Here is a 23,834-nt window from a genome sequence, read left to right as displayed (position 1 = left end):
CGAATCGGGTGTGACGGCCGGTCCAAAGTCTACTAGCGGGGTAGGGAAGCCCGTCGGGCGGATGGGGGAACCGCCGACGAAAGAAGAGTCACCCTCCCCCGCGAACGCCACCGGGGGCGGAGCGACCGCCCCGCCCCCGGTGGGGATTTCGAGTTACGAGAGGCGCTGTTACCCCTTGAGCCAGCTCATCAGCGGACGCAGTTCGGCGCCCACCTTCTCGATCTGCTCGTTCTGCTCGGCCTCACGGCGCTTGCCGAAGGTCGGCTGACCGGCGTCGAACTCGTCCATGAGCTCCTTGGCGTACGTGCCGTCCTGGATCTCGCCCAGGATCTTGCGCATCTCCTCGCGGGTCTGCTCGGTGACGAGGCGCGGGCCGCGGGTGTAGCCGCCGTACTCGGCGTTGTCCGAGACGGACCAGTTCATCTTGGAGATGCCGCCCTCGTACATGAGGTCGACGATCAGCTTGAGCTCGTGCAGGCACTCGAAGTAGGCGATCTCCGGCTGGTAGCCCGCCTCGACCAGGGTGGCGAAACCGGCCTTGACCAGCTCCTCGGTGCCACCGCACAGGACGGCCTGCTCACCGAAGAGGTCGGTCTCGGTCTCCTCGGTGAAGGTGGTCCGGATGACACCGGCCTTGGTGCCGCCGATGCCCTTGGCCCACGACAGCGCCAGGTCCCAGGCCTGCCCGCTGGCGTCCTTCTCGACCGCGACCAGGCAGGGCACGCCGCGCCCGGCCTCGTACTGGCGGCGGACCAGGTGGCCCGGGCCCTTGGGGGCGACCATGGCGACGTCGACGCCCTCGGGGGCCTTGATCAGGCCGTAGCGGATGCTGAAGCCGTGCCCGAAGAAGAGGGCGTTGCCCGCCTCCAGGTTGGGCTCGATCTCCTGGGCGTACAGGTCACGGTGGATGTGGTCCGGGACCAGGATCATGATGACGTCGGCCTCGCGGGTGGCCTCCGCGGGGCTGACGACCCGCAGGCCCTCCTCCTCGGCCTTGGCGCGGCTCTTGGAGCCCTCGGCCAGACCGACCCGGACGTCCACGCCCGAGTCCCGCAGCGACAGCGCGTGCGCGTGGCCCTGGCTGCCGTAACCGATCACGGCGACCTTCTTGCTCTGGATGAGCGCGAGGTCGGCGGCGTCGTCGTAGTACATCTGTGCTGCCACTTGGGGTTGCTCCTTGTTTCTCACGTTCTTTGGGGGCGGGGTGAGCCGTCCGGCCGTGTCCGGACAGCCTTTCAGTTCGAGCTCCGCCGGGTGCCTGTTCGCCGGTTGACGGCTCAGGCGCTGCGGTCGACCGCCCTCAGGGAGCGGTCGGTGATCGAACGGGGACCCCGTCCCAGGGCGACCAGCCCTGACTTCACGAGTTCCCGGATCCCGAAGGGTTCCAGGTTCCTGACCAGGGCATCGAGCTTCTCGGGGTCGCCGGTGGCCTCGATGACGACGACGTCCGGGCTGACGTCCACGACGTGCGCGCGGAACAGCTCGGCCGTCTGAAGCACATGGGTGCGGCTTGACGCGTCGGCCTTGACCTTGACCAGGAGCAGCTCGCGCTGCACCGACGCGGTGGTGTCCATCTCCACGATCTTGACGACGTTGACCAGCTTGTTGAGCTGTTTGGTCACCTGCTCCAAGGGGTGGAGGTCGCAGTTGACCGCGATCGTCATCCGGGACAGTCCGGTGTACTCAGTGGTGCTCACACTGAGCGAGTCGATGTTGAACCCACGACGGGAGAAGAGGGCGGAGGCCCGGGCCAGGATGCCCGGGGTGTCCTCGACCAGAACGGAAAGCGTGTGACGGCTCATGGTGGTTCGGCCCTACTCCTAGTCCTGGTGTTCCCAGTTGGGCGCCATGTCGCGCGCGTACTGGATGTTGTCGTTGCTGACGCCGGGGCCGACCATGGGCCAGACCATGGCGTCGTGGTTGACGGTGAAGTCGACGACCACGGGACGGTCGTTGATCGACATCGCCTTCTCGATGGTCGCGTCGATGTCCTCGGGGCGCTCGCACCGCAGGCCCACGCAGCCGTAGGCCTCGGCCAGGCGGACGAAGTCCGGGATGCGGACCTTCTCGTCCAGCGGCGAGGTCTGGAGGTCGGTGTTGGAGTAGCGGCCCTCGTAGTACAGGGTCTGCCACTGGCGGACCATGCCCAGGTTGCCGTTGTTGACCACGGCGACCTTGATCGGGATGCCCTCGATCGCGCAGGTGGCCAGCTCCTGGTTGGTCATCTGGAAGCAGCCGTCGCCGTCCACCGACCAGACCACGCGGTCCGGGTCGCCGACCTTCGCGCCCAGGGCGGCCGGGACGGAGAAGCCCATGGTGCCGAGTCCGCCGGAGTTGACGAAGGCCCCCGGGCGCTCGTAGTCGATGAACTGCGCGGCCCACATCTGGTGCTGACCGACGCCCGCGACGTAGGTGGCCTCGGGGCCGACGACCTGTCCCAGGCGCTGGATGACCGCCTGGGGTGACAGGCTGCCGTCGGTGGGGGCGTCGAAGCCCTTGGGGTAGGTGGTGCGCAGCTGCTTGAGCCGGTGCCACCAGGCCTCGTAGTCGCCCTGGCGGCCCTTCTCCTGGTCGGCGCGGACGGCGACGACGAGGTCGGCGAGGACCTCGCGGCAGTCACCGACGATGGGCACGTCCGCGTGGCGGTTCTTGGAGATCTCGGCCGGGTCGATGTCGGCGTGGACGATCTTCGCGTCGGGCGCGAAGCTGTCCAGGCGGCCGGTGACGCGGTCGTCGAAACGGGCGCCGAGGGCGACGATCAGGTCGGCCTTCTGGAGGGCGCCGACGGCGGTGACGTCGCCGTGCATGCCGGGCATGCCCACGTACAGCGGGTGGCTGTCGGGGAAGACGCCCCGGGCCATCAGCGTGGTGACGACGGGGACGCCGGTGAGTTCGGCGAGGACGCGCAGTTCGGCGGAGGCCCCGGCGCGCAGGACGCCACCGCCCACGTAGAGGACCGGGCGCTTGGCGTCGGCGATCAGCCGGGCGGCCTCGCGGACCTGCTTGCCGTGGGGCTTGGTGACCGGGCGGTAGCCGGGCAGGTCCAGGCGCTCGGGCCAGACGAAGTCGGCGCTGTTCTGGAGGGCGTCCTTGGAGATGTCGACGAGCACCGGGCCGGGGCGGCCGCTGGAGGCGATGTGGAAGGCCTCGGCGATGGTGCGGGGGATGTCGCGAACGTCCTTGACCAGGAAGTTGTGCTTGGTGATCGGCATCGTGATGCCGCAGATGTCGGCTTCCTGGAAGGCGTCGGTGCCGATCATCGGGGCGGCGACCTGCCCGGTGATGGCGACCATCGGGACCGAGTCCATGTGGGCGTCGGCCAGTGGCGTGACGAGGTTGGTGGCCCCGGGCCCGCTGGTGGCCATACACACCCCGGGTCGGCCGGTGGCATAGGCGTAGCCCTCGGCCGCGTGCCCCGCGCCCTGCTCGTGGCGCATCAGGATGTGGCGCACCTTCACCGAGTCGTAGAGCGGGTCGTAGGCCGGGAGGATGGCGCCGCCGGGAATCCCGAAGACAGTGTCAACGCCGACGTGCTCCAGCGACCTGATCAGCGATTGGGCGCCGGTCATCTGCTCGGTCATCTCAAGATCCTTCAGCGAGGGTCCAGAGCGGTGCTGCGGCTCTGGGGGTGGTGGTTGCCGGTTCTCGACCTGGTGCGGCAATAAAAAAACCCCCACCGCCGGGTGGCGGTCGAGGGGTGGCGCGCAGCAGAGCAAACTCAGTGGGCTGCGCGCCGACCAAGTACGAGAATCAGGGAGTTGTTCTGCACGTTGACAACATTGGCCGACGGAACGGTCGCGCGTCAACCAGAACTGAAGTTTGTCTCATTATCTGAGACAGAAATGTCAGAATGCGGCCGAGCGAGAACCGGCACCACTGCCCTGACCTGCGAGGACAATGAGAAAGCCCCTGTCGCGTGTAACGCAGAACACGCGACAGGAGCTCGAAACATCATTCGTAAGTCGGACTTAACATCCCAGGTCGCCCGATTTCGGGCGGCTACAGGTTGGCTCCTGCCTCCCCGCCCACCAGGGACTCCACACCGCTCGCGGGCATGGGGCGGGCGACGAGGAAGCCCTGACCGTGGTCGCAGCCCATCACCCGCAGCTGCTCCAGCTGCTCGGGGCGCTCGATGCCCTCGGCGACCACCTGGACGCCGAGGTCGCGGCCGAGCTGGATGATCGTGTGCGTGAGCAGGGTGACCGTGTCGTCGCGCCCCAGGTCCGCGATGAACGACGGGTCGATCTTGATCGCGTCCACACTCAGCTCGCGCAGGTGCGCCAGCGAGGCGTAGCCCATGCCGTAGTCGTCGATGGCCAGGCGCACCCCGAGCTCGCGGAGTTCGCCAAGGCGTGCCACGGCGTCGCCCCGGTCGTCGAGGAGGACCTCCTCGTCCACCTCCAGGGTCAGCACCTCCGCGGGCAGACCGGTCTCGGCGAGCACACCCGCGACCGTCTCCACGAACCTCGGCGACAGCACCTGCTTCACGGACAGGTTCACGGACAGGCCGATGTCCCAGTCGGAGACCCGCCACACGGCGACCTTCTCGCAGGCCTCTCGCAGTATCCACTCGCCGAGCGGCACGATCAGACCCGACTCCTCGGCGGCGCCCAGGAACTCGCCCGGGCCCACCGCCTCGCCGTCGCGGTCCCACCGCACCAGCGCCTCCACCGCGTTCACCTGTGACGTGCCCAGGTCGACGACCGGTTGGTACTCCAGGAAGAACTCGCCGTTGGCCAGCGCCTGCCGCAACCGGATCTGGAGCTCCAGCCGGGACACGACCATCTCGTGCATGTGGGCGGCGTAGACCTCCACGTTCCCGGCGCCGCGCTCCTTGGCCCGGGTCATCGCCACGTCGGCGTTGCGCAGCAGCTCCCCGCTGTCGGTGGCCTCGTCGGCGAAGGCCACACCGATGCTGGCGGTCAGCAGGATGTCCCGGTCCGCCACCTGGAAGGGCTCGGAGGCGATCACCCTGCCCAGCCGCTCGGCGAGGTCGACGACCCGCTGCGCCTTGGGCACGTCCTCCACCAGGACCGCGAACTCGTCCCCGCCCCAGCGGGCCAGCGTGGCGTTGGCGCTCAGCTCCCCGCGCAGGCGCCGGGCGGCCTGTCCCAGCATGTGGTCGCCGCGCACGTGCCCGGCGGAGTCGTTGACCGCCGTGAACCCGTCCAGGTCCAGGAAGATGACCGCGACGTCCCCGGAGGGGTCGTCGCTGATCGCCCGGTGCGCCAGGACGTCGCTGGCCCGCTCCTCCAGGTAGGCGCGGTTGGGCAGGCCCGTGACGCCGTCGTGGAAGGTCAGGTGCTCGACCTCGTCCTGGAGGGCGACCTGGGCGCTGATGTCGCTGGTGGTGACCAGCAGGCGGTCGGGCTCACCCGGCTGCTCGTAGAGGGAGATCGTCGAGGACGTGTGCCGCCAGGTGCCGTCCGCGGCGCGCACCCGCAGTCGCAGGTGCACCCCCTGGCTCGACCGCTCGCTGAACAGGTTCGTGACGGCCTTGGTCCGGGCCAGGTCCTCCGGGTGGATGAGCGTGGTCACCGGAGCCGCCAGGACGTCGTCCAGCCGGTAGCCGAACGCCTCCGCCGTGCCCGGGCTCATGTAGTGGACACCGCCGTCGCGGTCCAGGACGAGGATGACGTCGCCGCTGTTGCGGGCCAGTTCGTTGAAGTGCCCCTCGCGGTTGCGGACCATGCGGGCGAGCGTGGAGTTCTCCTCCAGCATCCCGACGACCCGCAGCAGCAGGACCAGTACCGCCGTCCCCGCCGCCAGCGGCAGCACGGGGGCGACGTCCGGCAGGCGCAGCGCCGCGACGGTGAGCACGACCGTGGCCACGAAGACCGAGCCCACGGCGGCGATCTCCGGGGCGAACCGGTAGAGCCCCCGGCCAGTGATCCTCCGGGGCGCGGCGCCCGGCCGGTGCTCCACCAACCAGGGCAGCGCGCCCAGCAGGGCGAACCCGAGGAAGCGCACCGGCTGTTCGACGCCGCCCGCCACCGGGGGGCCGGTCAGGCGCGTCACCGCGCCGACCATGTCCGAGGCCGCGATGACGACCAGCGCGCCGATCGCCACCAGCACCGCGCGACGGGTGCTGTGCGGCGACATGAACACCAGCGGAATGAGCAGGCACAGCACCACGATGTCGGCGACCGGGTAGACCAGCGCGAACCCGAGGAACCCCGCCCCCTCGCCCAGCTCCTCGTAGAGCGGGGAGAAGAGCAGGATCCACACCACGGAGAAGACCGCGGCGGCGCACACGTAGCTGTCGGTGATGTGCCGCACCGCCGTGCGCAGGCCGCCCGGCCAGGGAGCGAACCGCGTGAAGCCGATCACGAAGAGTGGCAGTGCGGCGAGCGCGAAGAGGTCACCCAGGGTGAGTGAGAGGACCGACGCTCCGCTGAAGGAGCGGGTGATGGCGTGAGTGAGACCACCCGCGCACCAGGCGAGCGCGGCCAGCCCGAGGAAGCGCAGCGCGGCCGGGCCGTCCGCCCCGTCCACGTGGGCCTCCCGGTCCGCACCGGTCCGTGCCCAGCGCCGCGAGGCGTAGAGCAGGGAGCCCCCCGCGACACCGGCCACCACGGCGGTGGGCCACTGTCCCAGGGACGCGGTCAGCGTGGCCTCTCCCGAAGGGACGACGGTCCCCGCGAGGTAGAGCAGGAAAAGCGCGCCCAACCCGAACAGTCCCAGGCGGCGTGCCCTCGTTCCCATCACCAGCCTCCCAGCGGGTGCGCGGCGACCCGGGCGGCCCCCGGCCGCCGTCGCGCTCTCTCCTCGAACATGGAGCACCCACCTCGTGATCACTCGCATCAGGACGCGGCGCCGTGCCGCGCGCGGGTTGCCGCCCGGTTCCCACCGGGACCGGGACGGACGGCGGCGGGGTGGACCCGGCGAGCCGGACTCACCCCCGTGCGTGGACACCCTACGCAACCAAGGTCACACAGCGATTGAGGAGCGGACGAGAGATGACGACAGAACCATCACCCTGAGTGAGCGTCACCCCGGTGTTCCCCTGCCGGAAGCGACAGCGGCGCCGAGGGGACCGAGTCCCCCCGACGCCGCTCACGCACCGGGCAACGAACCGGGACCGACGGCGGTTCCGCCCACCCGGGCCGAACGGAGGAGCCCTGCCTCACACCCCGGCGCCGACGGGCGGTCCGCCCGGCCCCTACTGGCCGGAGAGCCTCTCCAGGATGAGCTCCCGCGCACGGCCCGCGTCGGCCTGGCCCCGGGTGGCCTTCATGACGGCGCCGACCAGGGCGCCGGCGGCGGCCACCTTGCCCCCGCGCACCTTGTCGGCGGCGTCGGGGTTGCTGGCGATGGCCTCGTCGACGGCCGCGCCGAGCGCGCCGTCGTCGCTGACGACCTTCAGGCCACGGGCCTCCACCACAGCGTCGGGTTCGCCCTCACCCGCGAGGACTCCCTCGACGACCTGGCGTGCCAGCTTGTTGGTGAGCGTGCCCTCGGCGACGAGCGCGATGACCCGGGCGACCTGCGCGGGGGTGATCGGCAGGGAGGAGAGTTCGACCTCCTGCTCGGTGGCGCGGCGGGAGAGCTCGTTCAGCCACAGCTTGCGGGCCTCGGCCGAGGGGGCTCCCTCGGTGACGGTCGCCTCGACCAGGCCGATCGCGTCGGCGTTGACCAGGTCGCGCAGCTCGGTGTCGGAGAGGTCCCACTCGGACGTGACCCGGGCGCGCTGGGCGGCGGGGAGTTCGGGCAGGGTGGCGCGCAGCTCCTCGATCCACCCCTCGAATGGGGCAACCGGGACGAGGTCGGGGTCCGGGAAGTAGCGGTAGTCCTGCGCCTCCTCCTTGGAGCGGCCGGAGGTGCTGCGGCCGAGGTGCTCCTGGAAGTGGCGGGTCTCCTGCACGACCCGCTCTCCGGCGTCGAGGACACCGGCCTGGCGCTCGATCTCCGAGCGGACGGCCCGCTCGACGGAGCGCAGGGAGTTGACGTTCTTGGTCTCGCTGCGGGTGCCCCACTTGTCGGCGCCGCGCTCGTTGATGGAGACGTTGACGTCGCAGCGCATGGAGCCCTCCTCCATGCGGACGTCGGAGATGCCGAGCGAGCGGACCAGGTCGCGCAGTTCGGCGGCGTAGGCGCGGGCGACCAGCGGGGCGAGCTCACCGGTGCCGGTGATCGGCTTGGTGACGATCTCCAGGAGCGGGATACCGGCGCGGTTGTAGTCGACGTTGGAGTGGCTGGCGCCGTGGATGCGGCCGGTGGAACCACCGACGTGCGAGGACTTGCCGGTGTCCTCCTCCATGTGGACGCGCTCGATCTCCACGCGGAACACGCGCGGCCCCTCGGGGGTGTCGACCGTGACGTCGAGGTGCCCGTCCACGCAGATCGGCTCGTCGTACTGCGAGATCTGGTAGTTCTTCGGCATGTCCGGGTAGAAGTAGTTCTTCCGCGCGAACCGGCCCCAGGGGGCGATGGAGCAGTCGAGCGCCAGACCGAGCCGGATCGCGCCCTCGACGGCCTTCTCGTTGACCACCGGCAGGGAGCCGGGGAACGCGAGGCAGACCGGGCACACCTGGGTGTTGGGCTCGGCGCCGAAGGCGGTGGGGCAGGGGCAGAACATCTTCGAGGCGGTACCCAGCTCGATGTGGGTCTCCAGGCCGAGCACGGGTTCGTACGTGTTCAGCGCCTGTTCAAAGCTGGGAGTCACCGCGTGGGCCATCGCCGCAAACCCGTTTCAGTAGAGGACATACCTTCCAGCTCAGCCTACCGAGGCTGAGAGGTCCGGCGGTCCCGTCCCCGAGTGGGGTGCGGCTGACGGATGTCACGGCGAGCACACGATTGGGCCGCTGTAGAGATGATCTCCCGCTGTGACGGGTGTCGGACGGTTAGTCTTTACTGCCCAGGAAAACGATTTCGACGGTAGGGGCGTTCGACCCCTTCCGCATGTCCCAACAGGAGCGCCCGCGCATGTCCGGCATCCTGCTGCGGTGCGCCGCGCTGCTTTCCGCCTCCGCGCTGATCGGCACCCTGACCACCGCCCCCGCGGCGGCCGACGACTTCTCCCGTCTTGACCGAGATCCGGTCGCGGGCCTGCCCGTCGTGCTCACGGACGGCGACGAAGTGGACACGGCACTGTTCAGTCTGCGCGTGGCCGACGAGGACTCCGTACGCGCCTACGCGCTGGTCGTGGACGAGGAGGTGCGGCCGCGCACCGCCTACGTGGAGTCGGCATGGGCTGACCGTCCGGAGTGGACCGTAACCCCTGGGGATTCGGTCCCCGCTCACCGGGCCAACTGGGTGGTCTCCAACTCCTACCCGAACGTGCCCCTGCCCGTACTGGGCGCCGTCTCCGGGGTGCTGTTCCTTGAGGAGACGCACGCGATCGCGGCGACCCAGGCCGCCCTCTGGAACGTGCTGGACGGGGTGGAACTGGACCCGGACACCAACCACCCCGACGTCATGACCCTCTACGCGCACCTGGTGGAGGGCAGCGCGGACGCCGGGGGCGGGACCACCTCCCCTTCCGTTGAGGTCTCCCCCGCCCAGACCGAGGCGGTCGCCCCGGAGGAACCGCTGGGGCCCCTCACGGTGTCCAGCGCGGGCGAGGGGCCGGTGCGGCTCTCGCTGCGAGGCGCCCCGGCGTCGTGGCTGGTCGATGCGGAGGGAGAGGAGATCTCACAGGCCCACGACGGGGACGAGGTCTACCTCGACGTCGACCCGTCCGTCCCGGCCGGGGTGGTCACCCTCCATGTGCGCGGCAGCGATGTGCCCCTGGAGGAGGGGCGGCTGTTCACCGGCCGCGAGGGGGTGCGGACGCAGCCGCTGATCACCGCCGAGCCGGGTTCGGCGACGAGTTCGACCAGCGCGACGTTCACCTGGCGGGGCGAGGAGCCCAGGGGCGAGACCACCGAGGAGCCCGTGCCCGAGACGGCCGAGCCCGAGGCCCCGGAGGTCCGTGAGCTGCCCTCGCCCGAGCCCGTGGTGGAGGACACACCGACCCCGGAGGCGCAGGACCGGAACGCCGAGGGCGGTCTGGCCCTCACCGGCACGTGGCTGTCCGGCCTGCTGGTCATCGCCGGGGCGCTGGTCGTGTCCGGCCTGCTCATCCTGGTTCTGGGTAGAAAGCGACGGGACTGAGAACCGGGAACTCACTCTTCTCCGAACTCACGTTCCATAACACCGGAACATAATGCGACTTCTCCCCGCCGGATTTTTTTCCGACCCGTTATGGGTCACATTTTCTCCGGAGCGGGTTGGAAGTGGTGAATCCGATCGCTAGTATCAAGCGGGCGGTCGGCTTTCCCACGGCGCACGCGGCCCGTTCCCGCGTCATCGAGCCCCAACCGGAAAGACCGTGCCCGGCCCCGAACGGCCACCGCGCCCCTGCCCCCGACATGGTGTGACGCCCGCCGGGCGCACCTCAGCGGCCCTCCCTCACTTTCGAGGGTGCCATCCGTGGCGACCGCGCCCTCCGCACACGGCTCCCCATCGACCTGGGCGGATTCCATCCGGTTACCCCTAGAAGACACCGGGACACAACTTGAGTAACTTCTCCCTCCCCCGCACCGCCGGACGCGCTGGCCTCGCCGCCAGCGCCGCGGCGTTCCTCGCCCTCGGTCTGGCCGCCCCCGCGGCCGCCGACGAGGTCGAGACCTACGAGGGTTCCCTCGAAGGCCGGTACACCGGCAACGCCGAGAACGGCCCGAACGTCCACATGGACGGCGAGGAGGTCCGGCCCAGCCTCTTCAACCTGGAGCTGACCGACGGCAGCGTCCTCACGACGTACTGCATCGACTTCCGCACCAACATCGTCCGCGACGCCGAGTACAAGGAGGACGACTGGGCCAACTACCCGGGCGAGGGCTCCTTCGCCCAGCCCGGCAAGGTCCTGTGGATCCTCCAGAACTCCTACCCCCGCACCGACGCCGCCGCGCTCGGCGAGGCGGCCGGTGTCGAGGGCCTGAGCAACGGTGACGCGCTGGCGGGCACCCAGGCCGCCATCTGGCACTTCAGCAACGACATGGACCTCAGCGAGGGCAACAGCGAGGCCGTCGAGAAGGTCTACGCGTACCTCGTCGAGAACGCCGAGGAGACCGAGCGCGAGCCCGGCGCCGCGCTGAGCGTCACCCCCTCCTCCGCCGAGGGCACCGCCGGTGGGACCATCGGTGAGTTCGTCATCGAGACCAACGCCACCGAGATCCCCGTCGACCTGACCGCCCCCGAGGGCGTCCAGCTGGTCGACCTGGAGTCCGGCGAGGCCGTCACCACCGTCGAGAACGGCGACAAGGTCGGCTTCGCGGTCCCCGAGGACGCCGAGGCGGGCGAGGCGTCCTTCAGCCTGGAGGCCACCTCCACCGTCGAGACCGGGCGCCTCTTCCAGGGCAAGGACCCGAAGAAGCCCACCCAGACGCTGATCACCGTCGACGGTGAGCCCACCAACGCCACGGCCTCGGCCTCGGCGACCTGGGCCAAGGGCGAGACCCCGGTCCCGCCGACCGACGAGCCGAGCGAGACCCCCTCGCCCAGCGAGACCCCCTCTGAGCCCGCTGAGAAGCCCAGCGAGCCGGCCGAGGAGAAGCCGACCCCGCCCAAGGAGGACGACAGCCCGACCCTCCCGGTGACCGGTGGCGCGCTCACGGGTCTGGTCGCGGCCGGTGTGGCCGCCCTGGGTGCCGGTGGCGCCGCCCTGTACCTGAGCCGCAAGCGCAAGGCGGCCAACGGTGAGGACACCGACGCCTGAGGGTTCACTCCCCTGAGTCGGTGACCCCGGCCGCACCGTCGATCCGGACACCGGAGACGGCACGGCAAGGGAACGAGCCGCACGAGGGCCCGTCCGCGTGAGAGATCACGGGGGCGGGCCCTCCGTCTTTTGCGGAGAAGCCGCAGTTCAGGGCAGTCGAGCCAAGAATTCCCTCCGGTTCGGCTTGGAGGTACCCCGACAGATCGCTAATATCGGACAGGCACAAACCTCTTCTCGTGTGCCTCCGGGCTCTCTCGAAGCCCGAAGCCGCGCCGGCCCCTCCCGGACGCGCTCTCCTCCTCCTCCCGCCGCCGCACTCCCCAGGGCCGTGTGGCGCGGCACCTCATGACAGGACACGACGTGAAGCACTCCCCCAACCTCCGGAGCACCGGTCGCGCGGGTCTCGCGGTCTCGGCCGCGGCGCTGCTGACCTTCGGCCTGGCCGCCCCGGCCGCCGCGGAGCCCGTGGAGACCTACGAGGGCTCCGTGCGCGCCCAGTACGTGGGCAACCACCAGTCCGGTGAGACCGTCACCATGAGCGCCGGCACGATCGGCACCAACCTCTTCAAGCTCCGCCTCGAGGACGGCAGCGAGCTGATCACCTACTGCATCGACATCGAGACGGGCATCCGCTCGAGCGCCTGGTACCAGGAGGACAGCTGGGCGAACTACCCGGGCAAGGGTTCCTTCGCCGAGCCCGGCAAGGTGCACTGGATCCTCCAGAAGGGCTACCCGACGGTCAGCGCCAAGGACCTGGCCGAGGCCGCCGAGGGCGCCAACGCCGCCCGCGTCACCGAGAAGGAGGCGCTGGCCGCCACCCAGGCCGCCATCTGGCACTACAGCAACGGCGCCACCCTCACCCGCGGTCAGGGCAACGTCAGGGCGATCTACGACTACCTCGTCTCCAACGCCGAGGAGCTCCCCCAGGAGCCCGCGCCGACCCTGAGCGTGAACCCGAACAGCGCCGCCGGCAAGGCCGGTGAGACCGTCGGCGAGTTCGAGATCTCGACCAACGCGGCCACCGTCCCCGTCGACCTGACCGCCCCCGAGGGCGTCCAGCTGGTCGACCTGGAGTCCGGCGAGGCCGTCACCACCGTCGAGAACGGCGACAAGGTGGGCTTCGCGGTCCCCGAGGACGCCGAGGCGGGCGAGGCGTCCTTCAGCCTGGAGGCCAACGCCACCATCAAGCAGGGTCGTCTGTTCAAGGGCGAGAACCCCAACAAGGCGACCCAGACCCTGATCACCGCCGAGGACAGCGACGTCGCCGTGAACGCCGCCGCCTCCGCGGAGTGGGCCGAGGCCGACCAGCCCACCCCGACGCCGGAGCCGGAGCCGTCCGAGGAGCCCGAGCCGAACCCGAGCCCGAGCCCGGAGCCGACCGACGAGCCGGAGCCCAAGCCCACCCCGACCGACGCTCCCTCCGAGGACGACAAGCCCGCCCCTGGCAAGGACGACGAGCCCAGCCTCCCCGTCACCGGTGGCGCGCTGCTCGGCCTCGTGGCCGCCGGTGTGGCAGCGCTGGGTGCCGGTGGCGGCGCCCTCTACCTGGCCCGTAAGCGCCGCAGCGGCAGCGCCGCCGGCACGGACGTCTAGGTAGCCGCTCCGCCCGTACAGGGGCCCGCCTCGCGATTCACTCGCGGGGCGGGCCCTTTGTCATGCGTGAACAAAACGGAAGTCCTTTTTTCGACCCCACCACGCGCATTACGCCGAATGGTTTACATGCGATCCCGCACATGGCTGATGTCGGCCAGATACAAAGGACTCCGTTGTGCGGTTCGAGGTACCGTGAAAACCTCGGCGGACGGACGCACCACCCCCCAATGCCCTCCTTCACCACCTGAATCGCACTGTTTCCCGTCGCCCCGGGCGGAACACCTCAGGAAGAGAAGTGACGCACGTGTCCCTCCGCTCCCCCTCAGGGCGTTCGGCCCTCGCCGCCGCGACCACCGCCCTGCTCGTGTTCGGGCTCGCGGTCCCGGCGGCGGCCGATCCCGCGCCCTACCAGGGGTCCGTGCGCGGCCAGTACACGGGCGTCGCCGAGCACGGCCACTCGGTCACCATGCGAGGCGAGCCCTTCACCACGACGGCCACCTTCGACGTGCGCCTGGACGACAGCGACCAGAGGCTCACCACGTACTGCATCGACTTCCGTACCGGGCTGGTCGAGGAGGCCCGGTACCGCGAGGACCAGTGGGAGAACTACCCGGGGCAGGGCGACTTCGCCGAGCCCGGCAGGGTGACCTGGATCCTGCGCAACTCCTACCCGGTGGTCGGGGTCGGGGAGCTGGAGGAGCGAGCCGGAATGGCGCGCCTGACCGAGTCCGAGGCACTCACCGCCACCCAGGCCGCCATCTGGCACTACAGCAACGGCCTGCACCTGGAGCGGGTGGAGCAGAGTCCCGAACTCGACGACAACGTCAACGCGGGCAACGTCACCCACCTCTACGACCACCTCGTCCGCGACGCCGAGGAACTGGCCAACGAACCGGCCTCCGCGCTCACCGTCACCCCGGGGCAGGGGTCCGGCCTGGCCGGTGAGGAGATCGGCGCGTTCACCGTCGAGACCAGCGCCGAGGGTATCCCCGTGCGGCTGGAGGCGCCCGACGGCGTGGAACTGGTGGACGCCGGGAGCGGCCGGGTCGTCGACGAGGTCAGCAGCGGCGACACCGTGGCCTTCTCCGTCCCGGCCGACGCCGGGGCGGGTGAGGCGACCCTCGTGCTGGAGACCACGGCCGCCGTGGAGATCGGCCGCCTGTTCAAGGGCGAGGACCCCGACGAGCCCACGCAGACGCTCATCACGGCCCAGGACAGCGAGATCGTCGTCTCCGAGGTCGCCACGGTGGCCTGGGACGCGGCGGGCGGCACCCCGCCCGTGGTGGAGCCGACCGACGAGCCCAGTCCCTCCCCGGTCGCGGACCGGGCCTCGGTGTCCGAGAGCGGCGGGTTGGCCGTCACGGGCGGAGCCGTGTTCGCCCTGGTAGCCGCAGCGCTGGTCGCCGTCGCCAGTGGTGGCGCCCTTCTCCTCATCAGACGCCGCAGGGCGGCCGGGACCGGCGAGTAGCCACACGCCCCGGCACTAGAATGCCCTCCATGTGCGCGATCGCGGTGACCGAGCTCCGTCCCTCCTAGGGACGGCGGAGTACCCCACCAGGGCCCGCCGCCCGAACGGTTCCCTCCCGGGCGGTGCCTTCGTGCTGCCCGGAACACCCCGAGACGACGGAGTATCCGTGCACGACCACCACCGAACCCCGCCCACCGCCCTGGAACGGCGCGTCGAGCGCCTGCGCGAGGTCGCCGAGGCCGACCCCCGTGTGGAGGCGGTCCTGCTCTACGGGTCCTGGAGCACGGGAGAGGCGGACGCCCTCTCCGACCTGGACGCCTACGTGTACGTCGCCGACGAGCACGCCGGGGCCCTCGACGGCCGGGAGTTCGTGTCCCGCCTCGCCCCGCTCCGGCTGGCCTACACCAACCTCTTCGGCATCCTCGCGGTGGTCTTCGACGACCTCATGCGCGGCGAGTTCCACTTCGAGCCCGGGTCCGCCATCGCGGAGATCGGTACCTGGAAGGGCATGATCCACCTGCCCGATCCCGACACCGCCGTGCTGGTGGACCGCACCGGCCGACTCACCGAGGCCGTGCGCCCGCTGGCCGGGTTCGTCCCGCCGGACCCGGCCCCGACCGCCGAACAGCTCATGGGGGAGCTGGCCAACTGGACGCTCATGGCCGCCCACGTTCTGGCCCGCGGTGAGACCGCCCGCGCCCACGCGGCACTGGCCACGATGGTCTCCCCGCCCCAGCTCAAGCTGGTGCGGCTGCTGCGCGGCTCCACCGCGCACTGGCTCACCCCGAGCCGGGCCCTGGAGGCGGACCTGCCCGCCCTGGACGTGGCGCGCCACACCGGGACGACCGGGACGGCGGCCCCGGAGGAGGTCCACCGGGCGCTGGCGAACAGCTGGGCCTGGAGCCGCGAACTGGCGCGGGAGGCCGGGCAGCGGTGGGGCGTCGACGTTCCCGAGGATCTGCACGAGGACGTCACGAGGCTGATCGGCTAGCCAGCGAACGCGAACGCCCTCCGCTCCCCAGTGGGGAACGGAGGGCGTCGTGCGTCAGGTCTAGGAGACCGCGTAGGGGCTGCGCGCGATCAGCGCGCCGTCCCGCTCGTTCAGGGCGCGCTCGACGGCGGCCGCGACCCGGTAGGTGCGGTCGTCGGCCAGCGGCGGGGCCATGATCTGGAAGCCGACCGGGAGGTCGTCCTCCGGGGCCAGGCCGCACGGCACCGACAGCGACGCGTTCCCGGCCAGGTTGGACGGGATCGTGCACAGGTCGGCCAGGTACATGGCCATGGGGTCCTCGGCGCGCTCACCGATCGGGAACGCGGTGGTCGGGGTGGTCGGCGAGACCAGCACGTCCACGTTCTCGAAGGCGGCGTCGAAGTCGCGCTTGATCAGCGTGCGCACCTGCTGGGCGCTGCCGTAGTAGGCGTCGTAGTAGCCGCTGGACAGGGCGTAGGTGCCCAGCATGATCCGGCGCTTGACCTCCGGGCCGAAGCCCTGGGCGCGGGTCAGCGACATGACCTCCTCGGCGCTGCGCGTACCGTCGTCGCCCACCCGCAGGCCGTACCGCATGGCGTCGAAGCGGGCCAGGTTCGAGGAGGCCTCGCTGGGCGCGATGAGGTAGTAGGCCGACAGGGCGGCGTCGAAGCTCGGGCAGGAGACCTCGACGACCTTGGCGCCCAGGGACTCCAGCAGTTCCACGGTCTCGCGGAAGCGCTGGCGCACGCCGGGCTGGAAGCCCTCGTTGTCCAGTTCCTTGACCACGCCGACGCGCAGGCCCTCGACGTCACCGATCCTGGCGGCGTCGACCACGGGCGGCACGGGGGCGTCGATCGAGGTGGAGTCGCGCGGGTCGTGGCCGGAGAAGGCCTCCTGGAGCAGGGCGGCGTCCAGCACGTTGCGCGCGAACGGGCCCGGGGTGTCCAGGGACGAGGCGAAGGCGATCATCCCGTACCGGGAGGAGCCGCCGTAGGTGGGCTTGCCGCCGACCAGGCCGCACACGGCCGCGGGCTGGCGGATGGAGCCGCCGGTGTCGGTGCCGGTGGCCAGGGGCGCCTCGAAGGCGGCCACCGCGGCCGACGAACCACCCGAGGAACCACCGGGGATGCGGTCGGTGTCCCAGGGGTTGCGGGTGATCTGGTAGGCCGAGTTCTCCGTGGAGGAGCCCATGGCGAACTCGTCCATGTTGGTCTTGCCGAGGATGACCAGACCGGCCTCGCGCAGGCGCTCGGTGACGGTGGCGTCGTAGGGGGGCTGCCAGCCCTCCAGGATCTTCGACGCGGCCGTGGTGGGCATGTCCTTGGTGGTGAACACGTCCTTGTGCGCGACCGGCACGCCCGCGAGGGGGCCGAGGTCCGCTCCGGCGGAGCGCCTGGCGTCCACGTCGCGGGCCTGGGAGAGCGCGGTCTCCCGGCGCACGTGCAGGAAGGCGTTGATGTCGCCGTCGACCGACTCGATGCGGTCGAGGTAGGCGGTGGTGGCCTCCTCCGCGGAGACCTCACCCGCCTTGATGGCCGCGCCGAGGTCGGCGGCGCTGAGCCCGATGACGTCGCTCATCTACTCTTCCTCCCCAAGGATGCGCGGCACCCGGAAGCGCTGGTTCTCCACCGCGGGGGCGCCAGCCAGGGCCTGCTCGGGGGTGAGGCCGGTCCGGGCCTCGTCGGGGCGGTAGACGTTGGTCAGCGGCAGGGCGTGCGAGCTCGGCGGGATGTCGCCCTGGGCGACCTCCTGCACCTTGGCCACGGCGGTGAGGATGTCACCGAGCTGGGCGGCGAGCGTGTCGAGCTCGCTCTCGTCGAGCGCCAGCCGCGACAACCGGGCGAGGTGCGCGACCTCATCACGGGTGATGGCGGTCATCAGGTGAGAACCGTTTCTTCGGCGGACGGGTGATCAGGACAATCCTATTGTCCCGCCGCCGGTCCCGGTGCCGCTCTCCCTCACCTGAGGCCCATGACTCCCGCCTGACCGTCGGCCACGTACGCAACGGCCACGGCCCCGGGAACACTGATCGCGTTGATGACCGAGAGGCCTACCGCGTCGTCCCAGGTCAGCACTACGGAGTCCTCGAGTCCCTCGAAACGCGCGAACCCCTCCGGATCGGAAGCATCCTCCATCCAGTCCTCCAGGTAGAGGACACCTTCCTCCAGTCCCACTCTGTGACCCTCGACCACCATGTTCTCCTTCATGGGCACGACCTGGCGCTCCAGGACCCGTTCGACGTTCCCCGAGAGATCCTCGATCCGATACTGACCGGTCTCGGTGTCCCACACGCCCAACCCGGTTCCGTCCGGGGAGGTCCAGACGAGTTCACCCGTGTCCAGATGGATCGCCGCTCCGTCCTTGATATCGAGGAGAGAGTCCCCGATACCTCGGTAGTGGAAATCGATGTGCACGAGTCCTCCCGGACGCGAGCTGATGGTGCGTTCCAGGGATTCGTGGGGCATGCGGCCGATGGAGTGTTCCACGCGCCACAGCTCCTCACCCGTGTCCGGCGAGAGTCCGACCAGCTCGGAGGTGAAATCCTGCCCCACCGTCCAGGCCACGCTCTCCTCGCCCTCGGGTTGTTCGAAGCAGGTGGTGGCCGCGACCACCACGTCCGTCTGCACCGTCAGGCTGTCCACCTGACCCGCGTCGGAACAATCCGGCACGTTCGGCACGGACCACAGCGGCTCCCCCGTGGAAAGTTCGTAGGAGCTGACCGAATCCTCCCAACGCACGATCCAGGTCTCCCCCGAGATGCCCCGCAGAGCGGATTCCAGATGGAACGGCTCGTGCTCACGTGTGTATTCGACACCGGACAGATCGGACTCGAACTCGTGAGCAACACGTCCGGTGGCCATCTCCATCAGCGTGGTGCGCGACGTGTCCTTGTCATACAGAACGACATGTTCTCCGCTGTCCGTCACCTCACTCACCAACGACTGCCCCCGGTCTCTGTATGACCAGAGCTCCTCGCCCGACTCCCCCGACAGGGCGTGGACCCCGTCCGCAGTAAGTACGGCGATGCCCTCGTCCATTTCTCGGAGACGGACGTCACGAAGATCCCCAGGAGGCTCCCAGGTCCAGGCGATCTCAGTGACGGACGACCGGTACTCCGGGGGCTCACCGGGCTCCCGCGCAGTGTGCTCCGGCCCGAGCACCGAGCAGCCGACCATGGGAACCATCAATACGAGACCGGAGAACGTCACAAAGCATCGCGCGAAGGGGCGGGCGAACAGGATGGAACCCCGAATCCTTGCAGGAAGGCTTGGGCTCCGTTTCAAGTGGCACCGAAAGCGGCGTCCTGAACGTTGACGCCCAGTTCGTGTCCAGGCATGGAGGTGCCTCCGTCACTGCGCCGGGAATGGGGCGGTGAGCACGTTATCAGCACCACTGCGGGTCACTTCCCGCCTCTGCGGGCAGATGACGGCCCGAAAGGTCAGGCCTCCCTCTGGGCTGCGGTTTCAGCGGAGCCCCAACCCGTGGCCACCTTCGGTCAAGGCCGAAGAGCGTGGCCCACCCGGGTCACGTGGGCGTCAGACGGGGGTGCCGGTGTCGTGGGCGGCCACCCAGGTCATCACGTCGCGGGCGATCATCGGCCGGGCGAAGTAGTGCCCCTGCGCGGACTGGCAGCCGGTGTCCCGCGCGGCCTCGGCCAGTTCGCGCGACTGCACCCCCTCGGCGACAGCTCTCATGCCCAGGGCGCGGACCAGGGCGATCGCCCCGCGCACCACCGTGTGACCGTTGGCCGTGCCGTCCACCAGGCGGGCGGTGAAGGACTCGTGGATCTTCACCTCGTCCAGTGGCAGACCGGCCAGTTGGGCGAGGGTGAAGTGGCCTGTGCCGAAGTCGTCCAGCGTCAGCCCCACGCCAAGGACGCGCAGGCGTCCGACGGCCGCCGTGGCGGCGTCGGGGTCCTCGATGAGCGTGCGCTCACTGATCTCCAGGACCAACTGGTTCGGCGGGACACCGTGCTCGCGCAGGGCGGCGGCGACGGTCTCGGGCAGGTCCGGGTCCAGGAGTTCGCGCACGCCCAGGTTGATCGCCACGGGGAGGGTCTGGCCCTGGTTCCGCCACAGGGCCGCCCGGGCCAGGGTGATGTCAAGGACCTGCCCGGTGAAGGCCCGGAACAGGTTGGAGTGCTCGACCACCGGCATGAACTCGTCCGGGGTGAGCAGGCCGCGGACGGGGTGCCGCCACCGGGCCAGCGCCTCCAGGCCCACGGGCCGTTCGTCGGCCAGGTCCACCTTGGGCTGGTAGTGCATCTCCAGCGCGCCCTCGGCCAGCCCTCGGCGCAGCTCGCTGTACATGCTCAGCCGGGCGGTGGAGTTGCGGTCCTTGCCGGGGTCGTAGCTCTCCACGCCGGTGCGGTCGGCCTTGGCCACGTACATGGCGACGTCGGCTCGCTGCATGAGGAGCTCGAAGTCGGGGGCGTCGTCCGGGTACAGGGCGATACCGGTGCTGACCTGGAGGTCGAAGTCCATGCCGTCCAGCCGTACGGGTTCGGCCAGGGCGCCCTTGAGCCGCAGGGCCACCTCACGGGCGGTGGCGGCGTCGCGCACCTGGGGGAGGAGGATGGCGAACTCGTCGCCGCCCAGACGGGCCACGAGGTCGCTCGGGCGCACGCTGTGGATGAGCCGTCGGGCGAGGGTCTGGAGGAGGCGGTCGCCGGTCGGGTGGCCGAGGGTGTCGTTGACCTCCTTGAACCGGTCCAGGTCGAGCAGCAGCAGGCCGACGCGGTTGCCGCGCTGGTGGGCCTGGTCGACCTCGCGGCGGGCGCGGACGGTGAGGAGCTTGCGGTTGGCCAGTCCGGTGAGTTCGTCGTGGTTGGCCTGGTGGTCGCGCTTCACCAACAGCAAGGCGCTCGAGTAGAGGGCTCCGAGGGGGAAGGCGAACAGCGGCACGTAGAGCACCGAGTGGGTCATCGCGATGACGATGAGCGGCGACAGGCTCAGCAGGACCGCGTTCACGTACACCTGCTGGCCCAGGCCCTTGAACATCACCTGGCGCAGGGGCACGCGTTCGTGCATGGCCACCGCGCAGAGCACCAGGACCCGGTTGACCAGGAACGAGGCGGCACCGGCGAGGGCGACCCCGACCAGTTCACCCCCGGCTGGCACCCAGGGGGAGGTGACGATCTCGGGGAGCGTCAGGCGCAGCACGGCGTCGGCCACGCCGAGGGAGAGGACGTACTGGGCGCCGTTGAAGGCGGTGCGGTGGGGCGCGTGGCCCCGGGCCACCCCGGCGACGACGGTGGCGACGCACTGGATGAGGGCGGCGACGGGGAGCCCGTAGAAGATGACCAGCGCGAACGTGAAGGGCAGTGAGGTGGGCGCACCGCTGCCCGGCGCCTGGCCGGGCATGGCGATGGGTCTGAGCTCACCGAGGATCACCATGCACAGCAGCACCCAGACCAGCGGTTCCCTGGCCAGGTTGATCAGCTGGTCGAGGCCCAGTTCGACGCTGGACACTGCGAGCAGCGCCGCGCCCGCGGCGGTGGCTGCCGCCATGTAGAGCCACAGCGGCGTCCCGACCCGGGGACCGATGTCCCGGGTACTGATGGGGTCCTTCATCGGTGTCCTCGTGACTGATGACCGTTATCCCGGATAGGGCTCTGTCCGTATCCGGTGGTGTTGTCGCACAGCTTACGGGGTTTCGTCACCAACTGTCGCATCACATGAACTATCCGTGAAGAGATTCGCGAGCCACAAAGGGCAGGGACCCGTCTCGGGTCCCTGCCCGCGCCCCGGAAGGGGCGCTCGCGATCAGGTCCACGGCACCGGAACGGCGCCTGGGCGCGCCAGGCGCGTACCAGGGGTGTGCGGCGGAGCCTACCCCTCCGGAGCCTCCTCCACAGGGTTGATCCGCAGACTCCCGGCGGCCTCGGGGCCGTCCTCCAGCAGGACCCGGAACCCGGCCTCGTCGAGCACCGGGACTCCGAGCTTCACGGCCTTGTCGTACTTGGAACCGGGCGCGTCCCCCACCACCACGAAACCGGTCTTCTTGGAGACCGAGGCGGTGGCCCGGCCGCCGCGCTCGGCGACGGCCTCCTTGGCGCCGTCCCTCGTGAAGCCCTCCAGCGAACCGGTGACCACCACGGTGACGCCCTCCAGGACCCGGGAGCCCGGCTCCTGGCCCTCGTCCTCCATACGGACACCCGCGGCCGCCCACTTTCGGACGATCTCCGCGTGCCAGTCCACGGCGAACCACTCGTGGATGGACCGGGCGATGGTCGGGCCGACCCCGTCCACCGACGCCAGTTCCTCCTCGGAGGCGGCGCGGATCGCGTCCATGGACCGGAAGTGGCGGGCCAGGTCCTCGGCGGCGCGCGGGCCCACGTGGCGGATGGACAGGGAGACCAGAACCCGCCACAGCGGCTTGTCCTTGGCCTCCTCCAGCTGCTCGAACAGCTTCTCGACCGTCTTCTTCGGCTCGCCCTTCATGTTGGCGAAGAAGGAGACCACCTTGGGTTCGCCGGTCTTGGGATCGGTCTTGGGCTCGGTGGTGTCCGGGTCCAGGACGTGCGTGCGGATCGGCAGCAGCTGATCGACGGTGAGGTCGAACAGGTCGCCCTCGTCCCTGAGCGCGGGCTCGACGGGCTCCAGCGGCTGCGTGAGAGCGGTGGCCGCGACGTAGCCCAGCGCCTCGATGTCCAGTGCACGTCGTCCGGCGATGAACGCCACCCGCTCGCGCAGCTGTCCCGGGCAGGAGCGGGCGTTCGGGCAGCGCAGGTCGACGTCGCCCTCCTTCTGCTGACCGAGCTCGGTGCCGCACTCGGGGCAGCGCTCGGGCATGACGAACTCGCGTTCGGTGCCGTCGCGCAGGTCGAGCACCGGGCCGACGATCTCCGGGATGACGTCGCCCGCCTTGCGCAGGACGATGGTGTCGCCGATGCGCACGCCCTTGCGGGCCACCTCCTGGGCGTTGTGCAGGGTCGCGAACTCGACCTCGGACCCGGCCACCAGGACCGGCTCCATCACGCCGTACGGGGTGACGCGGCCGGTGCGGCCCACCCCCACCTTGATGTCCACCAGCTTGGTGGTGACCTCCTCCGGCGGGTACTTGTAGGCGATCGCCCACCGGGGCGCGCGACTGGTGGAGCCCAGCCGACGCTGGAGGGAGAAGTCGTCCACCTTGACCACGATGCCGTCGATCTCGTAGGCGGGATCGTGCCGGTGCTCCTGGTAGTGCGCGACGTACTCGCGGACCTCGTCCATGGTGCCCACGACCTTGTAGCGGTCGCTGAGCGGCAGCCCCCACTCGCCGAGGAGGGTGTAGGCCTGCGACTGGCTGGTGAAGGCCGTCCCCTCGCCCCCTTCGGCGGGTGTGTAGGCGCCGACGCCGTGCACGATCATCGACAGCGGCCTGGTCGCGGTGACCCTCGGATCCTTCTGTCGCAGCGAACCGGCGGCGGCGTTGCGGGGGTTGGCGAACGGGGCGTGGCTGCCGTCGAGGGCGATGCGCTGGTTGAGCTTCTCGAAGTCCTCCACCGGGAGGAAGACCTCGCCGCGCACCTCCAGCAGCTCGGGGGCGGGGCGGGTGCTCTCGTCGAGCTGTTCGGGGACCACGCCGATGGTGCGGACGTTGAGCGTGATGTCCTCGCCGACCCGGCCGTCGCCACGGGTCGCGGCCCGGATCAGGCGTCCGCGCTCGTAGACGAGGTCCACCGCCAGGCCGTCGATCTTGAGTTCGCACAGGTAGGCGTCGACCGGTACCTCGGCGGAGGCGCGGTCGGCCCAGGCGGACAGCTCCTCGGAGTCGAAGGCGTTGCCCAGGCTCTCCATCCGGACGAGGTGCTCGACCTCGGCGAAGTCGACGCTGATGGGCGCGCCGACCTTCTGGGTGGGCGAGTCCTGGCTGACGAGGATCGGGTGGCGCTCCTCGATGCCGCGCAGTTCGAGCATGAGCTGGTCGTACTCGGCGTCGGAGACGATCGGGTTGCCCAGGTAGTACCGGTAGCTGTGGTCGTCCAGCTCACGGCACAGCTCGGCGTGGCGGGCGCGTACCTCGTCGGGGACGGTGGTGTTGTCGGGCGCGCCACTGCTGCCTTTCTTGTCGCTCTCACGGGGCCTGTCTCTTCTACACCACCTGAGCTTCCGCCGGAG

General features: G+C 70.3%; 15 protein-coding genes. 5 read left to right on the top strand and 10 right to left on the bottom strand.

What is annotated here, in order from left to right; all coding sequences use genetic code 11:
* Positions 1-168: 168 nt before the first annotated feature.
* The 5 genes from ilvC to gatB form a co-directional block, all read right to left on the bottom strand.
* Positions 169-1,164, bottom strand: coding sequence for a ketol-acid reductoisomerase (gene ilvC / locus ADX84_RS05465; protein WP_199560618.1), 996 nt, complete (start codon positions 1,162-1,164; stop codon positions 169-171).
* Between the two features lie 113 nt (positions 1,165-1,277).
* Entirely contained in the window at positions 1,278-1,802 is a 525-nt protein-coding gene (gene ilvN / locus ADX84_RS05460; RefSeq protein WP_017547239.1) for an acetolactate synthase small subunit, read from the bottom strand.
* A gap of 18 nt (positions 1,803-1,820) precedes the next feature.
* Positions 1,821-3,596 (bottom strand): acetolactate synthase large subunit, encoded by a 1,776-nt coding sequence (locus ADX84_RS05455; RefSeq protein ID WP_255352553.1) that lies wholly within the window; start codon positions 3,594-3,596, stop codon positions 1,821-1,823.
* Positions 3,597-3,999: 403 nt separating this feature from the next.
* A complete protein-coding gene (locus tag ADX84_RS05450) occupies positions 4,000-6,705 on the bottom strand; it encodes a bifunctional diguanylate cyclase/phosphodiesterase (RefSeq protein WP_049568484.1) in 2,706 nt (901 codons plus the stop codon).
* Positions 6,706-7,162: 457 nt separating this feature from the next.
* Positions 7,163-8,677 (bottom strand): Asp-tRNA(Asn)/Glu-tRNA(Gln) amidotransferase subunit GatB, encoded by a 1,515-nt coding sequence (gene gatB, locus ADX84_RS05445; protein ID WP_049568480.1) that lies wholly within the window; start codon positions 8,675-8,677, stop codon positions 7,163-7,165.
* A gap of 248 nt (positions 8,678-8,925) precedes the next feature.
* Between gatB and ADX84_RS05440 the strand changes: the two genes are divergently transcribed.
* The 5 genes from ADX84_RS05440 to ADX84_RS05420 all read left to right on the top strand — a co-directional run bounded on the left by ADX84_RS05440 (position 8,926) and on the right by ADX84_RS05420 (position 15,750).
* A complete protein-coding gene (locus tag ADX84_RS05440; protein WP_049568478.1) occupies positions 8,926-10,095 on the top strand; it encodes a thioester domain-containing protein in 1,170 nt (389 codons plus the stop codon).
* A 403-nt stretch (positions 10,096-10,498) separates the two neighbouring features.
* Positions 10,499-11,698: a thioester domain-containing protein gene (locus ADX84_RS05435; RefSeq protein WP_049568473.1), complete on the top strand. Its 1,200-nt coding sequence runs from the start codon at positions 10,499-10,501 to the stop codon at positions 11,696-11,698.
* A gap of 360 nt (positions 11,699-12,058) precedes the next feature.
* Positions 12,059-13,291, top strand: coding sequence for a thioester domain-containing protein (locus ADX84_RS05430; protein WP_234003847.1), 1,233 nt, complete (start codon positions 12,059-12,061; stop codon positions 13,289-13,291).
* A 295-nt stretch (positions 13,292-13,586) separates the two neighbouring features.
* Positions 13,587-14,759 carry a thioester domain-containing protein gene (locus ADX84_RS05425; RefSeq protein WP_049568467.1) on the top strand — a complete coding sequence of 391 codons (1,173 nt, stop codon included), beginning with the start codon at positions 13,587-13,589 and terminating at the stop codon, positions 14,757-14,759.
* 166 nt (positions 14,760-14,925) lie between these two features.
* Positions 14,926-15,750: an aminoglycoside 6-adenylyltransferase gene (locus ADX84_RS05420; protein WP_049568464.1), complete on the top strand. Its 825-nt coding sequence runs from the start codon at positions 14,926-14,928 to the stop codon at positions 15,748-15,750.
* A gap of 60 nt (positions 15,751-15,810) precedes the next feature.
* Here the strand turns inward: ADX84_RS05420 and gatA are convergent, their stop codons facing one another.
* The 5 genes from gatA to ligA form a co-directional block, all read right to left on the bottom strand.
* Positions 15,811-17,307: an Asp-tRNA(Asn)/Glu-tRNA(Gln) amidotransferase subunit GatA gene (gene gatA / locus ADX84_RS05415; RefSeq protein ID WP_049568461.1), complete on the bottom strand. Its 1,497-nt coding sequence runs from the start codon at positions 17,305-17,307 to the stop codon at positions 15,811-15,813.
* Complete coding sequence (gene gatC, locus ADX84_RS05410) at positions 17,308-17,607, bottom strand: Asp-tRNA(Asn)/Glu-tRNA(Gln) amidotransferase subunit GatC (RefSeq protein WP_017545799.1); 300 nt, start codon at positions 17,605-17,607, stop codon at positions 17,308-17,310.
* A gap of 80 nt (positions 17,608-17,687) precedes the next feature.
* On the bottom strand, positions 17,688-18,914 hold the full coding sequence (locus ADX84_RS05405) for a PQQ-binding-like beta-propeller repeat protein (RefSeq protein WP_234003846.1): 1,227 nt from the start codon (positions 18,912-18,914) through the stop codon (positions 17,688-17,690).
* A 351-nt stretch (positions 18,915-19,265) separates the two neighbouring features.
* A complete protein-coding gene (locus ADX84_RS05400; RefSeq protein WP_049568457.1) occupies positions 19,266-21,302 on the bottom strand; it encodes a bifunctional diguanylate cyclase/phosphodiesterase in 2,037 nt (678 codons plus the stop codon).
* A gap of 258 nt (positions 21,303-21,560) precedes the next feature.
* Complete coding sequence (gene ligA, locus ADX84_RS05395; RefSeq protein WP_049568608.1) at positions 21,561-23,714, bottom strand: NAD-dependent DNA ligase LigA; 2,154 nt, start codon at positions 23,712-23,714, stop codon at positions 21,561-21,563.
* Positions 23,715-23,834: the final 120 nt, after the last annotated feature.

This window comes from Nocardiopsis sp. SBT366 (assembly GCF_001083815.1).
GTDB classification, from domain to species: domain Bacteria; phylum Actinomycetota; class Actinomycetes; order Streptosporangiales; family Streptosporangiaceae; genus Nocardiopsis; species Nocardiopsis prasina.
This window is presented reverse-complemented; position numbering and strand designations above follow the sequence as displayed.

Coding starts and splice junctions, on each gene's coding strand:
- ADX84_RS05440 (WP_049568478.1), top strand. CDS start 8,926: ATGTCCGGCATCCTGCTGCGGTGCGCCGCGCTGCTTTCCGCCTCCGCG.
- ADX84_RS05405 (WP_234003846.1), bottom strand. CDS start 18,914: ATGGTTCCCATGGTCGGCTGCTCGGTGCTCGGGCCGGAGCACACTGCG.
- ADX84_RS05400 (WP_049568457.1), bottom strand. CDS start 21,302: ATGAAGGACCCCATCAGTACCCGGGACATCGGTCCCCGGGTCGGGACG.
- gatC (WP_017545799.1), bottom strand. CDS start 17,607: ATGACCGCCATCACCCGTGATGAGGTCGCGCACCTCGCCCGGTTGTCG.
- ilvN (WP_017547239.1), bottom strand. CDS start 1,802: ATGAGCCGTCACACGCTTTCCGTTCTGGTCGAGGACACCCCGGGCATC.
- gatA (WP_049568461.1), bottom strand. CDS start 17,307: ATGAGCGACGTCATCGGGCTCAGCGCCGCCGACCTCGGCGCGGCCATC.
- gatB (WP_049568480.1), bottom strand. CDS start 8,677: ATGGCCCACGCGGTGACTCCCAGCTTTGAACAGGCGCTGAACACGTAC.
- ADX84_RS05450 (WP_049568484.1), bottom strand. CDS start 6,705: ATGGGAACGAGGGCACGCCGCCTGGGACTGTTCGGGTTGGGCGCGCTT.